Source organism: Parabacteroides bouchesdurhonensis, assembly GCF_900186615.1.
GTDB classification, from domain to species: Bacteria; Bacteroidota; Bacteroidia; order Bacteroidales; family Tannerellaceae; genus Parabacteroides; species Parabacteroides bouchesdurhonensis.
The window spans coordinates 840,820-856,901 of sequence record NZ_LT896588.1 but is presented as its reverse complement, the minus strand read 5'-3'; the positions used below and the strand labels follow the sequence as shown (position 1 = coordinate 856,901).

Below are 16,082 nucleotides of genomic sequence, written 5' to 3'. Positions count from 1 at the left end.
TGGACGTATTTACGAACCAAAATAACAGAACTATGATAAAGAACAATTTACGTGGAATAAAGTATGTTGTTATTCGTTTAATAATTTTCTTTTTTTCTACCCTTTCTTATGCTCAAGTCCCTGAATCCGGCAAATGGGAATTATTTGTAAATGATGTTTCGCAGAACAAATTGGTGAGAGATACTTTTCTGTTTCAATCTTTTGAAGAACAACCTTCTGATACATGGAATTATAGTACTAGCGGTTCTGTTTCTCGTGTTGACGTTTCTTCATTGGGAATAAGAGGGCAGGGAGGAAGTTATTCGCTAACGCTATCTCCCGGATCGAGTGTTACTTTCGAGGATATTGAGCCTTCTTCCTTCTTCATGGATGTTTGTATCAACGTTACTTTTGCGGCAAAAGCGTTAAGGAAAGGAGATCAATTATTTGTAAACGCTTTGCGAAATGGACAAAATGAGGGTTGGGAATGGTGTCGTTCCAACTCTAATAATACTTATTATTCTTTTAATTACAGAACAATTGCCACAAATCCTGATAAGAAGAGTAACCCGATACAAGTTTCCGGAAATCCGTCAAATATAAGTTTGAATACTCCGGCTACCAATAAAGGAGAGTTTTATTGCATTGATAGTGCCTATGCCTTTGGATATATTCCGGAATACTCTCTTTTTAATGGAGACGGCGATTGGGAGAACATAAGCAAATGGACTCACCTTCCTGCGTTGCGTCACCGGAATGCTTTGCTAAAAGGGAATGCCACAGTAACTTCTGATATACAATGTAATGAGGTTTATGTGTCGGACGGTTGTCTTTCTGTCGCTACCAAAGCTTGCCTTGTGGTAAATAATTTAATCCTTTATTCTTCCGGAGTTAATAACGCTTCATTTCTCGCTGATGGCGAAATTGTTGTAAACGGTTGCGTTACGGTGAATAAAACATTTCAGGAGAAAGGACAATGGTATTTTATATCTTTCCCTTTTGACGTGTACAAAAGTGGTGTTTCTCCCGATTTTACTCTGGAAGATGATACGCCGAATGACGGCGGAAATTATTATTATGTCCGCACTTATAATGGTGATAAAAGAGCGTTGAACGGTAATACCGGAGATAATTGGGATGTTTTGAAGTTAAATGATGTTTCGGATGAGTTTCCTGTATTTGAGAAAAACAAAGGCTATCTTATTGCTTTGGATGATAAAGCGACAAAACAAACACTTCAATTCTCATCACGGGCAGAAGCATTACCCGAAGATTTCGGCAAATGTAAAATATTGCCCGTACAGGCATCTCAATCCGGAGACGAGGAAGATAGAGGGTGGTTTCTTTGTGGAAATCCGTTGTCATCTTCTTTGTCGTTGAGAAATATAGAGCCAAATTCTTTATTGGATGGCAATATCTATGTGTATGAAAATGGCAGATATAAATCTTATCCGATAGGAAGCAACTATTCCTTACCACCTCTTTCCGCGTTCTTTGTAAAGACGAAGGAAGATACCGAATTGATTATTGATAATACTTTTAAGGCAGATGATAGTATATTATTGTCTGTTCTATCTTCTGTGTCTGATATGAATAAGGAGCCGGAAGCTAATGTCACCTCATTAGATAATTCACCGGCCTTTCCACCTGTAAGTAGTTATATAAATGAAAACGTATTAATTCTGGAAAATATACCGTCGAAAGGAATAATGCACCTGTTTGATTCCTCAGGACATCGACTATTGCAAAAAGAAATAGAAAAAGGAACATCATATATCACTTTTACTTATACTCCCGGTTTATATATTATAAATATTGAAACAGAATGTTATAGAGGCTGTTGCAAGGTAATTAAGATTCGATAGGGAATAAAACTATTCGTATATTTGTGCTTGTTTCTTATAAGATGAAAGATGAAGAAGATTAATATCACCAGCATTGCATTGTTGGTATACCTGGTTATTATGAGTGTTATTGGTTGGCCCGGAAACAATCCGGAAAATGGTTATGTAGAATATTTCTGTGTAATCGGAATCACGTTGGCTATCATTTGTCTTTTGCGTTATTTACAGATACGTCGTTTGAAAATAAGAAAGAAATGGAATGAAGATAATAATACTTCTCAGCCATCCGAATAATGAAGAAAAACAAAGAGTATTTCAATGGTGTTGAAATACTCTTTGGCATTTGTTTGCCTTTCTTTCTTCACAGAAATACCGGCAGATAGAACTTCATTTTTATTACTTTAGTATTAATATACCACTTGTTCGCCCGTCACGGGTTATTTGGCACAATTCTATTGTGCCACGTGGTTATCATAGAATTATTTGATTATAAATAAGTAAAAGGCAAACAGCCGAAATTGTGGAGTTGTTGTAAGGCTGGCGTTAATTAACCTGTTTTGTCTATTAAAAAAGCTTTGTTCCGGTAGATTGGATATGCCGGCTTATTAGAGAAGTTTGCTGTTTTTTTTGCTTTGTTATTGCTTTTGAATAAGAACGGTAGCGTAAGCCGCAATACCTTCCTGACGTCCGGTGAAACCAAGTTTCTCGGTAGTTGTAGCTTTAATAGATATATCATCCATATCCACTTCCATAACTTCTGCCAAAGTTCTTTTCATTTCTGGAATGTGAGGGTTTAGTTTAGGACGTTCGGCGGCAATTGTTGCATCAATGTTGCCTAATTCATATCCTGCTTGCCGGATTAGTTTCATCGTATCCCGTAGCAGTAGCTTGCTGTCTATATCTTTATATTCTCCTGCCGTATCCGGAAAATGAAAACCTATGTCACGCATATTGGCGGCGCCTAACAAGGCGTCACAAATGGCATGAATTAATACATCAGCATCGCTATGGCCTAATAATCCAAGAGTATGTTCAATCTTGATTCCTCCCAGCCACAAGTCGCGATTGGGAACTAAAGCGTGTACATCGTATCCGAAACCTACTCTTATCTTCATCACTTTATTATCTGAACAAGTTTCTTATGCCATCCATATCGAATGAAAGGGAAAAACGAAGTGTTTGGTCCAGAGGATTACTTTGTACCGTACTTACCAAGTAGGCGGCATCAAGTTGGAATACACTCATACGAAAACCTGCGCCTACTGAGAAATACTGTCGGTTACCCATGTTTTTATTTTCATAGTAATAACCTCCGCGAACGAAGAACTGTTCATTATAACTATATTCCAGACCGATAGAAGCCATTATCTCTTGCATTTCTCCTTTAAATCCGTTTGGATTATCTCCAAAGGACTTGAATATACCGGAAATGGATGACATTGACCTGTAATCTTCCAATCTCTTTTGATAATCTTCGTCGCTTTCCTCGCTATTATTGTCTCCTTTTGTCGGATAGTTAGGCACTAAATATTTGCTGAGGTCTACATAAGCTCCAATGCGGTTATAATCGTCAATCGGATATAAAAGGCCGGTTCCTACTGTTAGTTTTGCAGGAAGAAAACGGCTTGTTTCTCCTCCGTCAAAAGATATTTTAGATCCGATGTTTGAGACGTTGTAACCAAAGCTCCACAAACATTCACTGTTACCCAGAATTACATATTTCTCAAGATAACCGGCGATGTCGGCAGCGAAAGCATTGCCGGCAGTCTGTCCGTCTGAACGGGAATCAGCCCCCAAGTCCGAACGAATGTAACGTAATGCAACGGCCATAGAATAGTATTCCGATAGTTTGCGGCTATAACTTATATCAACAGCCATTTCATAAGGATTCAGGGTAACGCCGCTACCTCCTTGTCCCATATATTCGGTATCGGAAATCTCACCAAGAGAGAAGTAACGTACGGAAGCCCCAAGAGCCTGCATGTCACTGTTTCCCAATTTGTAAAAACCGGATAAGTTTACTAATGCTATATCGTTGACCAATTTACGTAACCATGGAGTGTAAGATAATGAAACGCCGGCTTTGCTGTAGTTGAATGCGTATTTAGCCGGATTCCAGTATTGCGAATTCACATCCGGAGTTGTAGCTACTCCATTATCTCCCATAGCACCACCGCGGGCATCCGGAGCAATCGTTAATGAAGGAACAGCGGTCTGGACGGGTGCCAATTGCGTTTTCTCTTGAGCTTTAATTACAAAATCGGCTGTTACCAGACTGAATAATATAAGGAGCAAACAAATTCTTGAAACTTTTTTCATATTGAAAATACTATTAATAAAAAGATGAACCGTTAATTGTCCATTCCTACATATAAACTGACTTCCTTATTCTTTATTGTGCAAGAATGACTAATTTCTTTGTTTTTGTAGCTTCTTTTGAATGATTAGAGCTAATTGCGGCACGGTATAAATAAATGCCCGGATTTAATCTGGCTCCACTATTGTTGGTCAGATTCCAGGAAACAATATAGGCTTTGAATAATTCACTGGAGCCGTTCTCATTGTGATTCCACAATAATCTGCCAGCCAAATCATATATCATTATGTTTACGGATATGTTCGTCTCCGGACGATTATGATACAATCTGAATTCTACTTGCTCGCGTGCCGGATTGGGTGTTCCTATCAGCTCATACAGATTGGGCTTTAATCCCTCGACAACTTCAAAACTGAATGTTTTTGTCGTTGAGTTATTTTGGATGTCCCACACTTTAAACTCCGCCGTATGGATTCCTTCTGTTAGTGTCGGAATGGAGAACGTTACAAAGCCTTCTCCTTCTTTGCCGGCTACAGATTCGTAATAACTGTTCAGGTTATAACTTAAGGATGGCTGATTATCTATTGTTAATGTAATATCGTGCCCAACGCTGCTTCCGCTGATATTTACTCCGCTCTTATCCCACAAGCTGGCTACGAATAAAGGTGTCGTATTTACCTTGTCACCATCAACAAATATAGAGTCATTTAAATAGATTGCCCGTATTTCAGGACCATCCGTGTCTTTTTCCGCTTCTTCGGAAGTACCGCCAACTTTAAAGTTCTGGAATGATCCTTGTGCTTCCAGTCCTGTTTTTTCGTCGGAGGCATATAGGTTCATTTTCCCATAGTCGTTGGAGTAAGAAATATCTTTAGGCACAATAAATGAAAAACTGAAAGAACCGTTACGTACCGAATCGTTACCGATAAACATCGTATTCGGATAATCTGTATAGGTAAAAGTCTTTCCTGTTCCATTATTGTCCAGTGTCGTAATTGTACGTTTGCTATCCAGCGCCGTAGGGTTTAGTATTCCGTCGAAATCTTCTGCCTTGTTACCTTCCGGCGTAAGTACTTCTCCCTCTATCGTTACTTTTTGCAATGCTTTCAGCGTAACGGGTGTTCCTTCAACCGATTCCCCATTAATGGAAGTCACTTTGATATGATATTCGGGATATACTAATTTCATGGCCGGGTCGCCGATCAGTACAAAGTTTAGTTTGTTTGAATCGTATCCCAGATTGCATTTGGTCATTTTCATGACTTCTCCCAATGTCATCCTGTGCCCGTTTTCCTTCTCAAATAAGTTTGCAAGCAGTTCTTTATTGATTAGGGAGTTAGAACCTGAAAAGACAACCCTTGTTGTAGAGAACAAAGCTATTCCGCCACTTTTCTTATTCAGGAAAACACTTTCACCTGCGGATGTCGTAGGAGCATCAAAACGTGTGAAGTCGCAGGTTGCGGTTATCCATAAAGGCAGATTCTCATAAGTTGCCTGGTTGATGTCGCTTTGTGTCAATATGTGTTCGTCGGCCCATGCTTCTGTTCCTCCATGCCCGGTATAATTGATTAAGATTAATCCGTTCTTCAATAACTGTTGTATTTTCTTATTTACATCGGGGTAAGAACTTTGTCCGCTGTGATCCTTTTTATAAGCATCTAAGAATACTTTATTAACAAGAAATTCGGGATGCTTATCTTCAATATAAATGTCGGCTGCATCATTCGCTTGTTTCATGTGTTCAGTGCTGAAAGAGTCCGCATTACTGCCGTCGTCGGCAACGAAAGCCACTTTGTTTTTCCATGAACCTAATTGTGTGTTATTCATATAAGAGATAACTTTATCTACCATTTGGGTAGCATCTGTTACTGTACGGACAGGAAAACGGCCTATGCCGATCTGTACTTTATCGTTAGGAAGATTGAAGCCGGAATTATCTTCCAGAAAGCCGAAATAATCATCGGTTACATATGAGTAAATATTTAATGAATTAGCCGACTGATAAGTGGGTAACATATTTTCCTGAGGTATGCTTTGCAGTTCGTCGCAAAGGAAGCGATTGTCATAAACTCCATCTCCAAACAATAGTAAATACTTGGGGGCATCAGCCTCGGAAGTACTCCGGTCATAGAACATTTTCATAAAGCGGCGAATGGCTGTGGCATCCGGTGTTCCACTGGAAAACTCATTGTATATCTTTTCCGGTTCTACTACTTCTACACTCAGGTTATCCCGTTTACGGTGCTCTTCTGCAAGACGCTCGGCTTGTGCTTTCAGTGCCGGAGCAGCGATGATTATCATGTCGGTCTGTCCCAGCTTATGTAAATCTTGTGTGGCTACGTCGCCGTTCACTCTTTCGTAGGCCGGAAATGTCATATTCGGTTGTACCAGAACAAACTCACGGAGTGAACCTGCCGGAATAGTAAACGAGAGTTCTGAACCGCTTAATGATGTTTCCACCTTTTGCGGGTTTTGACTGTCTGTAACGTCAAATACTAACGTATTCGTGTTGGCATCTTGTATTACGAAACGGGTTGTATTGTCGATAGAAGAGATATTACGAAAAGAGACACTTCCGCTGTAAGGCTTTAGTGTCCGTTTCACTTGCAGGCGGATATAGTCCAGATGAACATTGGTATGTCCGGTTTGGCCATAAGCAACGGTAGCCTTTGTCGTCTCGCTTTTGCCCCCTGTCCAAATGGCAGTACCGGTAACCGCTCTTGCCTTTGTAAAACTGGGATAAGGATCACCTGCTAATGAAGGTATGCTTAACCGTAAAATATTTTGATTGTTAATGTCTAATGTAGCTGTTCCTGCGCCGGAAGCACTTCTGGCGATAAAGCGCATGGTTACTTTTCCATCTTCATCTGTAATTCCGGGAATGGACGGAAATGTAATTGTCCTTGTTCTTGTGAGGCTGAATGATTCCCCGAACAACTCCCGTCCTGACTGGTTTACAGATACAAGGTCTTGCTCATGTAATACATAATCGTCAAACGAGTTGACAACAAGCGCTGCTCCACTGCCGGAAGCTACTGTTGCCATTTCTTTTGTATCCGTGTTGTCCGTTAAGAAGTAATATCCGTATAGTGAATATGGATTATTTGTGTGTACAAATATTTTATCGTCCGGATCATATTCCCATTTACAAGGGCCTTTCCCATAAAATAATAAATAATCAGTTCCCTTATATACCGGAACTGCCGGCAGATCATCCAAATAGGGCTGCCTGAAATCTTCCTCCAGTATCCAGCCTCCGTATCCATGTACGGAAACTTTCGAAGGATCGGAGAAGCCCATGGCATTTAAATCGGAAAATGAAAGTTTATATATTCCGTTCTCCTGCACTTTTATCTTGACCCATTTTCCGGAGGATAAGACAGAGCTTGCCGTATAACTGTTGCTGCCGGCCCATGCGGACGACAGAATAAAGAATGTTATTACTAGTGTATATATAAATCGTTTTAACATAGTCTGTTTTTACCGAACATAGAAATCCAGCAACTTTTGTTCGCCTATGTATCCCTGTAAATGGTCGTCTATTTTTACCGGACCTACGCCAACAGGAGTTCCTGTGTAAATCAGGTCTCCAATCTTAAGCGTAAAGAAGCGGCTGACGTAAGCCACGATCTTATCAACAGAGAAAAGCATATCCGACGTATTGCCTTCCTGAACTTTCTTCCCGTTTATTTCCAGATGGAAAGGGATACGGTTAATATCACCGGCCCGGTCCAATGGTATAAACGTACCTACCACGGCAGAGTTGTCAAACGCCTTGCTGATCTCCCAGGGTAAACCTTCCGCCCGTAGTTTGTTCTGCAAATCACGCGCGGTAAAGTCTATGCCTACGGTTACTTCATTATAATAACGATACGCAAAGCGTTCGGCTATATTTTTGCCCAGCCGGTCTATCTTTACTACTATCTCCGTCTCATAGTGAACCTCCGACGAAAAATCTGGAATGAAGAAAGGTTTCCCGTCTTTTAATAACGATGAGTCGGATTTCATAAAGATCGTAGGTTCTGATAATTCTAACGAATGATGTAGCTCTTTATTGTGAGCTGCATAGTTCATTCCTACAGCGATAATTTTCATTTTAATGATTGATTGAGTTCAAACGGTTGAACATAACTGCCAAGTGGGCATACATGGAAGTGTTTTGTACTACAATATGTTCCGGTACACGGATACGGAACGGGGTGAAGTTCCAAAGGGCTTTTATTCCGCCTGCTATAATCTGCTCGGTAACTTCCTGCGCTTTTTCTACGGGTACGGTAATGATACCGATGGTTGCTCCGTATTCTTTTTGCTTGGCAGGAAAGTCGTTGATGTGAAAAACCGGAATGCCATTTATAAGCGTGTCGTCTATTTCCGGCCGGACATCAAATCCGGCTACAATCTCCAATCCATATTGATTCAGCCCGGAGTCGTGCAATAAAGCGGCTCCCAGACTTCCTACACCAAAAAGAAACGCTTTATGTTGTGCCGTAAATCCAAGAAAATCTTCCAGCACATCTACCAGTGTGTTGATTTCATAACCCACTCTGGTCTTTCCCGATATATTCACAAAAGACAGATCTTTTGCTACCTGACTGGAATCTACATTAATCTCTTTGGCAATCTGAGTAGACGACACAAAAGTTTCTCCTTTCCCTTTCATCAGCTTTACGAAGGCAAGATACCATGGTAATCTCCTGAGTGTAGGTTCCGGAACTTTCCAAAATTCTTTTATTTCATCACTAGCCATTGTTGTGTATATTAATGTAAGAGTACAAAAGTACAATATTTACGAAATTAAAAAGCCCTCATGCTTATTTATTTTCTTATGCCTGTTATTATATAGACCTGTGAAGTTAGCCGTAGGCTTTGCCGGGCTTGTAATTAACATGGGAGGCTTTTATTGGAAAGATCGGTAACTATTAATAGGCCGAACTGCGTCAATCTATAGGCTGACAGCTGTCGGCCTATAAGCCGACACAGGTGGTTCTATGGGCCGACAAAGGTCGGTCTATTAAAAAAGTGCCGATAAAAATGATAAGAATTACCGATAAAAATAATAAGAACTACCGATGTAAAGGCTAAAAAGTGCCGATGAAAAGGCAAAAAAAACCCTTCATCCATTTATTAACTGCCAGACAGGCGGTTAATAAAGAGAATGAAGGGTTGAATATTTTTGGAGTATTTAGATTCTGTTCAATACTTCGGTTATGAATGTCCATACCCGTTCTACCGAAGGAATGTTTACCCGTTCATCCGGAGAATGCGGGTGTTGTAAATCCGGTCCGATAGAAATCATATCCATTTGAGGATATGCTCCTTGTATGATACCGCACTCCAAACCTGCGTGCATCACCTTTACCGATGGTTCTTTACCGAATAAATCCTGATATGTTTTCTTCATCAGTTTCAAAATGGGAGAGTTAATGTTTGGTTCCCATCCGTTATATGCTCCGCCGTATTCTACTCTTGCTCCGGCAAGGGCAAAGACGCTTTCCAGACTTGAGCAAACGGAATATTTGCGACTTTCCGAAGAACTGCGTACTAGTATCTTCACTTCAATTAATTCGTTGGCGGTGCGGACAATTGCCAGGTTGGAAGATGATTCTACGGTGCCAGGAAAATCGCTCAACATGCTGATAACTCCATTTTGGCATCCTTCAATTGCATTGATTAAATCGTCTTGAATCTCTTCCGGAATAAGTGTTTTGGGCAGGTCTGCCATTTCGGCAACGAAATGGATGCTTTCTTCGATCCCTTTGTATTCCGAACGGAATGTGTCTTGATAATCGGAAACCAGTTCCCATAATGCTTCTACATTGTCGCCCGGAATAGTGATGATGGCAAATGCTTCACGTGGAATAGCATTGCGAAGCGAGCCTCCGTCTATGGAAGCCAAACGGGCTCCGTAATCACAGACGGCTTCTTTTATAAAGCGGAAAATTAATTTATTGGCATTGGCACGTCCTAAATGGATGTCTACACCGGAGTGTCCGCCTTTTAATCCGGTTAAGGAAAGCTTAACTGCCGTATCGCCTTCCGGGATATAAGTATCTTCTTTAAATTGGAATGAGATGTTGAGGTCTGCTCCGCCGGCACAACCAACGAATAGTTCTCCTTCTTCTTCCGAGTCGCAGTTCAGCAGAATGTCTCCTTTCAGGAAATTAGGCTTTAAGCCGAATGCTCCATCCATACCTTCTTCTTCATCGATGGTGAATAGTGCTTCTATCTGTCCGTGCTGTAGTGTGTTATCAGCCAGTACGGCCATTGCGAATGCAGCTCCGATGCCGTTGTCTGCTCCCAGGGTTGTTTCGCGTGCTTTTACCCAGTCTCCGTCTATGTAAGCATCAATCGGATCGGTAAGGAAGTCGTGCTTTACAGAAGAATTCTTCTGCGGCACCATGTCAAGATGCGACTGCAGGGTTACCGTTTTATGCCCTTCACGTCCGGGAGTTGCCGGTTTGCGAATCAAAACGTTGCCTACTTCGTCCTGTAAAGTTTCCAGCCCAAGTTCTTTCCCGAAGGTCGCAACATAACGGGTTACCGCCTCCATGTGTCCGGTAGGACGAGGAATTTGTGTAAGATTATAGAAATAATCCCATACAGGCTTCGGTGATAGATTTTTGATTTCTGCTGACATAGACATTAATGATTTAAGTTTAGACCTATATATAATACATATATTGTATTCCTGTTTAAACAGCAGTTGCGGTTTTTAATTCACGGTTGGTCAGCGGCAATGCCACAACACCGAACAACCCGCAAATACCGGTCCATATTGTTTGTACCGTATGTACAACCAGTGCAAACGCCGCGGCATCGCTCTCATTTACTCCGAAGCATACCAGCGTGGCAATTACCATGAAATGCCAGGGGCCTATTCCTCCTTGTACCGGTACTGCAACGCCAATGCTACTCATCGTAAAGGCTATCAGACCCACTGAAATTCCCAGATTACGGGTAAAGTCGAACGCATAGAACGTGATATAGAAGTAACAAAAATAACCACCCCATATCAAAAATGTTTCGATAAGGAAGCGGACTTTGTGTTCCATAAGCCAAATGCTTTTCATTCCTTCCCAAACGTTATGGAGCATGGCTTTTGCTTTCTGTACCAGCGTAAAGTTACTCATATATGTGAATACAAACCAAATTCCGGCAAGGAAAATTATCGCGGCTACATAAATCCATATTGAATTGAACATGGACTGGAAGCCTTCCAGCAACGCGGGATTCTTGGCGAAGAAACTGGTGAAGAAGTTGATGTTAAAGATAAAGATACAAAGAGTAATAAGGCCTACCATGATGGTGTCGCTTACTCTGTCTATTAATAAAGTTCCGAGTAGTTTGGTAAATGAGATCTTGTCATATTTGGTGATCATACCGCAGCGCCATACTTCACCTACACGGGGAAGCACCAGGTTAACCGCATAATTGCCCAATACGGCATAAATAACATTACTCATTTTGAATCTTTCGCCGAGCGAACTGATTAATAATCCCCAACGGAAGCCTCTTACTATGTTGGCTGCAAGTCCGAATAGCAGGGAAATGCCTATAATATCGTACCGGACACCTTCTTTGATTACTCTCCATATTTCACTGACATCCATCTCCCGATATAAAAACCATAGTAATAAGCCGCCAAAAAACAGAGGTAAAAATATCTTTAGAATCGTGCGCAGAATACTCTTAAAATCCATTATACGTAGGTTGTTTTAATTTATTTGTTGTATTTTTGTGCATCCGCAAAGATACGCATTATTTTAATTACGAAACACAATACATCGAAAGAACTGGATGAAATTAGTAAAACCCAAAAAGGCATTGGGACAGCATTTCTTAAAAGATTTGCAAATTGCCCAACGTATTGCCGACACTGTTGCCGACTTTAAAGGTTCGCCAATTCTTGAAATAGGTCCCGGTATGGGAGTGCTTACACAATTCTTGCTGGAAGCCGGGCACGACCTCACAGTAGTAGAACTGGACAGGGAATCCGTAGATTATTTGGAACAAAACTTTCCGGCGCTTTCCGGTCGTATTATCGGTGCTGATTTTCTCAAACTGGATCTTTCCAACTTGTTTGATCGTCCCTTTTGTGTGATTGGCAACTACCCGTATAATATTTCCAGTCAAATCTTTTTTAAAGTTTTGGATTACAAGGAACAGATACCGTGTTGCTCCGGTATGTTGCAGAAAGAAGTGGCCGAGCGCCTGGCCGCGGGGCCAGGAAGCAAGACATACGGTATATTAAGCGTGTTGTTGCAGGCTTGGTATGATGTGGAATATCTTTTCACCGTTAGCGAACATGTATTTGATCCGCCTCCAAAGGTTAAGAGTGCCGTTCTTAGAATGGTGCGTAACGACCGGAAAGAGTTGGGATGCGATGAAAAGTTGTTCAAAACAGTTATAAAGACTTCTTTTAACCAGCGTCGTAAAACACTCCGTAATTCAATGAAGCCGCTTTTGGGTAAAGACTGTCCGGATTATGTGTTGCCTATTTTTGATAAACGTCCCGAACAATTGTCTGTGGAGCAATTTGTTGAATTGACATTAATAACAGAACGGAACTTGCCGAACGTGCAATAAGACAATCTGCTAACATTGCGAAAATATGGTTGAACTTACGAAAGAATATATAGATCACTTAAAAGACATTATCGAAAAGAAAGATGATGCTCAGGCACGTGAACTGCTGAACGATTTATACCCTGCGGATATAGCCGAGTTGTATCAGGAACTCAATCTTCGGGAGGCTATCTACCTTTATCTGTTAATGGATGGGGAGAAAGCGGCGGATGTGCTGATGGAACTTGATGAAGAAGATCGCCATAAGCTATTGAAGGAGCTTCCGAACGAACTGATCGCCAAGCGCTTCGTTGATAATATGGAAACCGATGATGCGGTAGATCTGATGCGTGAACTTGACGAAGATACGCAAGAGGAAATTCTTTCGCATATTGAGGATGTAGAGCAGGCCGGTGATATCGTAGACTTGTTGAAATACGATGAAGACACTGCCGGTGGTTTGATGGGTACTGAAATGATCGTTGTAAACGAGAACTGGAGTATGCCTAAGTGTATTGATGAAATGCGCAAACAAGCCGAAGAAATGGATGAGATATATTATGTATATGTAGTGGATGATGACGAACGCTTGAAAGGCGTCCTTCCTCTACAACGGCTTATCACTAATCCTTCTGTTTCCAAGATAAAGCATGTTATGAAGAAAGATCCGATTTCGGTACATGAAGGTGATAGTATTGAAGAGGTGTCGCAGACTATTGAAAAGTATGACCTCGTAGCTTTGCCGGTAGTGGATAGTATCGGACGGCTGGTGGGACGTATTACTATTGACGACGTAATGGATGAGATTCGCGAACAACATGAACGCGAGTATCAGTTGGCATCCGGTATCTCACAAGATGTGGAAACTTCAGATAATGTCTTTTTACAAACAGCAGCCCGCTTGCCCTGGTTACTTATCGGGATGATTGGAGGATTGGGTAATTCTATTATACTGGGAGGCTTTGAGAGTAGTTTTGCCGCGAATCCTAAAATGGCTCTCTTTATCCCGTTGATTGGCGGTACGGGTGGTAATGTCGGAATCCAGTCTTCTGCTATCGTTGTTCAAGGTTTGGCAAACAATACGCTGAAAGAGGGACACATTCTGGCACAAATATTGAAAGAATCTGTTGTGTCGCTTATCAATGCAAGCATTATCAGTTTGGTGGTGTTTGTTTATAATTTCTTTATGTTGGGCGACCGGGCTATTACTGCGTCTGTTTCCCTCAGTCTTTTTGCGGTTGTAATGTTCGCCAGTATTTTCGGTACGCTTGTTCCTATGACGCTGAATCGAATGAACGTTGACCCAGCTCTTGCCACCGGACCTTTTATTACAATTACAAATGATATTATCGGTATGATGATATACATGTTTATATCTTCCGCATTGGCATAACAGGCGTGACTTGTTGTTGCGGAATGATAACTTATGAGTGAATTCCCTGGTTGAAACTTCTACGGTTCAACAATGAATGGTTAAATATAGGTTAATAGTATATATGTTGTAGAACATGTATGGCGTATATTCACTATCTTTGCGGCAGGTTATTTAAAAGGCAAAAAGACTTATGCTAACGCAGGTGTTTTACATACTTTTCTTCTATTTTACCGGAGAGTTTATCAGCTATTTTATAGACGGTTTTATTCCGGGTAGTGTAATCGGCATGGTATTATTGTTTCTGGCTCTTGCTTTTAAATGGGTAAAACCGGAAAAGGTACAGCGCATTTCTACTCTTTTGACTCAGAATATGGGCCTGTTCTTTCTGCCTGCCGGAGTTGGGCTGATGAATGCGCTGGGTGTTATATCGGAATACTGGGCCGTTATCCTGACTGCTTCTGTTGTTAGCACTATTTTGGTAATTGCCAGTGTGGCGTTGGTCCAGCAGAAACTGGAAAAAAGGAAATAAAGATGGATACATTGGCTCAATCAGAGGTGTTTGCACTTACATTAGTGATAGGAACTTATCTGGCGGCTACGGCATTGTATAAAAAGACGCGTATAAGTCTGCTTCATCCTCTTATTACATCTATTTTCGTAATTATAGCAGTGCTAAAGATGTTGGGTATTCATTATGAATCGTTTCAGCAAGGAAGTCATTTGATACATTTTCTTCTAGGGCCGTCTGTTGTGGCACTGGGATATGTCTTGTATGAACAGATACAATATTTGAAAGGGAATGTGATTTCAATACTTACCTCCGTATTTATCGGTGCTATTGTAGGCATTGTAAGTGTTATAATAATCGGCAAACTAATGGGAGCCGATCAAGCCTTGATAGCAACCTTACAACCAAAGTCTGTTACTACGCCGATAGCTATGGGGATAGCGGAGAAAGCAGGCGGTATTCCATCGCTGACGGCAGTGATTGTTGTAGCGGTTGGGATTTTCGGAAGTATTGTTGGTCCTGTTGTAATGAAGGTATTGGGCATTGAAAGCCATATCGCAAAAGGTTTGGCTTTGGGAGCATCCTCTCATGGCGTGGGTACGGCTGCCGCTATCCAGATTGGGGCTATTGAGGGAGCTTTGAGCGGATTAGCCATTGGATTAATGGGGATAATGACTGCAATATTGGTGCCGGTAATAGGTTTGATTCTATCTTTGTTTTGATAAAAACTTTTCGGATTTCGAACGCCGTGAAATCATATCAGATTGATTTGTAACTCTTTTCTGAATAAAAAAGCAGATATGTATTGTTACTTTCAGGGGAAAGCACTACTTTTGTCCCGGAATTTAACGAAATAAATTCGTGTTGTAATATATAATATAAAAATATAAAGTATGATCAATTCACAAGACATTAAGAAAGGAACATGTATCCGTTTGGACGGAAAGTTGTATTTCTGCGTGGATTTTCTTCATGTAAAACCAGGTAAGGGTAATACTATTATGCGTACAAAGTTGAAGGATATAGTAAATGGCGGTATCCTTGAACGTCGTTTTAATATCGATGAAAAACTTGAAGATGTACGTGTTGAACGCCGTCCTTACCAGTTCTCATATAGTGAAGGCGAACATTATCACTTCTTAAATCAGGAAACATGGGAAGATGTAATTATTGATAAGGAACTTATCAATGGTGTTGCTTTTATGAAAGAGGGACAGGTTGTTGATGTTGTATCTGATGCGTCAACAGAAACAGTTCTTTATGCAGATATGCCGGTAAAAGTTCAATTGGCCGTTACTTATACCGAACCGGGAGTAAAGGGTGATACTGCAACGAATACCTTAAAGCCTGCAACGGTTGAAACCGGAGCGGAAGTACGCGTTCCTTTATTTATTTCAGAAGGCGAAATTATTGAAGTAAATACACAGGATGGTTCTTATGTAGGACGTATTCGTTCATAAAATATAATAAACCGAAATATGAGGGTGGTAGAAT

General features: G+C 40.9%; 14 protein-coding genes. 7 read left to right on the top strand and 7 right to left on the bottom strand.

Features of this window, described 5'->3' with window-relative positions:
* Window positions 1–32 precede the first annotated feature (32 nt).
* Both C1721_RS03710 and C1721_RS03705 read left to right on the top strand, forming a co-directional pair.
* Entirely contained in the window at window positions 33–1,844 is a 1,812-nt protein-coding gene (locus C1721_RS03710; RefSeq protein ID WP_102407219.1) for a T9SS type A sorting domain-containing protein, read from the top strand.
* Window positions 1,845–1,892: 48 nt separating this feature from the next.
* On the top strand, window positions 1,893–2,117 hold the full coding sequence (locus tag C1721_RS03705) for a hypothetical protein (protein WP_102407218.1): 225 nt from the start codon (window positions 1,893–1,895) through the stop codon (window positions 2,115–2,117).
* 341 nt (window positions 2,118–2,458) lie between these two features.
* Here the strand turns inward: C1721_RS03705 and ispF are convergent, their stop codons facing one another.
* The 7 genes from ispF to C1721_RS03670 form a co-directional block, all read right to left on the bottom strand.
* Window positions 2,459–2,938 (bottom strand): 2-C-methyl-D-erythritol 2,4-cyclodiphosphate synthase, encoded by a 480-nt coding sequence (gene ispF / locus C1721_RS03700; RefSeq protein ID WP_102407217.1) that lies wholly within the window; start codon window positions 2,936–2,938, stop codon window positions 2,459–2,461.
* Window positions 2,939–2,945: 7 nt separating this feature from the next.
* A complete protein-coding gene (porV, locus tag C1721_RS03695) occupies window positions 2,946–4,142 on the bottom strand; it encodes a type IX secretion system outer membrane channel protein PorV (RefSeq protein WP_102407216.1) in 1,197 nt (398 codons plus the stop codon).
* A gap of 73 nt (window positions 4,143–4,215) precedes the next feature.
* Window positions 4,216–7,611, bottom strand: a complete 3,396-nt coding sequence (gene porU / locus C1721_RS03690) for a type IX secretion system sortase PorU (RefSeq protein ID WP_102407215.1) — start codon at window positions 7,609–7,611, stop codon at window positions 4,216–4,218.
* 9 nt (window positions 7,612–7,620) lie between these two features.
* Window positions 7,621–8,235 carry a fumarylacetoacetate hydrolase family protein gene (locus C1721_RS03685; protein ID WP_102407214.1) on the bottom strand — a complete coding sequence of 205 codons (615 nt, stop codon included), beginning with the start codon at window positions 8,233–8,235 and terminating at the stop codon, window positions 7,621–7,623.
* A gap of 1 nt (window position 8,236) precedes the next feature.
* Window positions 8,237–8,887 (bottom strand): redox-sensing transcriptional repressor Rex, encoded by a 651-nt coding sequence (locus C1721_RS03680; protein ID WP_102407213.1) that lies wholly within the window; start codon window positions 8,885–8,887, stop codon window positions 8,237–8,239.
* 435 nt (window positions 8,888–9,322) lie between these two features.
* Window positions 9,323–10,777 (bottom strand): aminoacyl-histidine dipeptidase, encoded by a 1,455-nt coding sequence (locus tag C1721_RS03675; protein ID WP_102409222.1) that lies wholly within the window; start codon window positions 10,775–10,777, stop codon window positions 9,323–9,325.
* Between the two features lie 55 nt (window positions 10,778–10,832).
* The gene (locus C1721_RS03670) at window positions 10,833–11,840 is read right to left on the bottom strand and encodes a lysylphosphatidylglycerol synthase transmembrane domain-containing protein (protein ID WP_102407212.1); all 1,008 of its coding nucleotides are present in this window, start codon (window positions 11,838–11,840) and stop codon (window positions 10,833–10,835) included.
* 97 nt (window positions 11,841–11,937) lie between these two features.
* Between C1721_RS03670 and rsmA the strand changes: the two genes are divergently transcribed.
* The 5 genes from rsmA to efp all read left to right on the top strand — a co-directional run bounded on the left by rsmA (window position 11,938) and on the right by efp (window position 16,048).
* Entirely contained in the window at window positions 11,938–12,726 is a 789-nt protein-coding gene (rsmA, locus tag C1721_RS03665; protein WP_102407211.1) for a 16S rRNA (adenine(1518)-N(6)/adenine(1519)-N(6))-dimethyltransferase RsmA, read from the top strand.
* 25 nt (window positions 12,727–12,751) lie between these two features.
* On the top strand, window positions 12,752–14,098 hold the full coding sequence (gene mgtE, locus C1721_RS03660) for a magnesium transporter (protein ID WP_102407210.1): 1,347 nt from the start codon (window positions 12,752–12,754) through the stop codon (window positions 14,096–14,098).
* 172 nt (window positions 14,099–14,270) lie between these two features.
* A complete protein-coding gene (locus C1721_RS03655; RefSeq protein ID WP_102407209.1) occupies window positions 14,271–14,609 on the top strand; it encodes a CidA/LrgA family protein in 339 nt (112 codons plus the stop codon).
* Window positions 14,610–14,611: 2 nt separating this feature from the next.
* Complete coding sequence (locus C1721_RS03650; RefSeq protein WP_102407208.1) at window positions 14,612–15,310, top strand: LrgB family protein; 699 nt, start codon at window positions 14,612–14,614, stop codon at window positions 15,308–15,310.
* A 171-nt stretch (window positions 15,311–15,481) separates the two neighbouring features.
* On the top strand, window positions 15,482–16,048 hold the full coding sequence (gene efp / locus C1721_RS03645) for an elongation factor P (RefSeq protein ID WP_102407207.1): 567 nt from the start codon (window positions 15,482–15,484) through the stop codon (window positions 16,046–16,048).
* The last annotated feature ends 34 nt before the right edge of the window (window positions 16,049–16,082 follow it).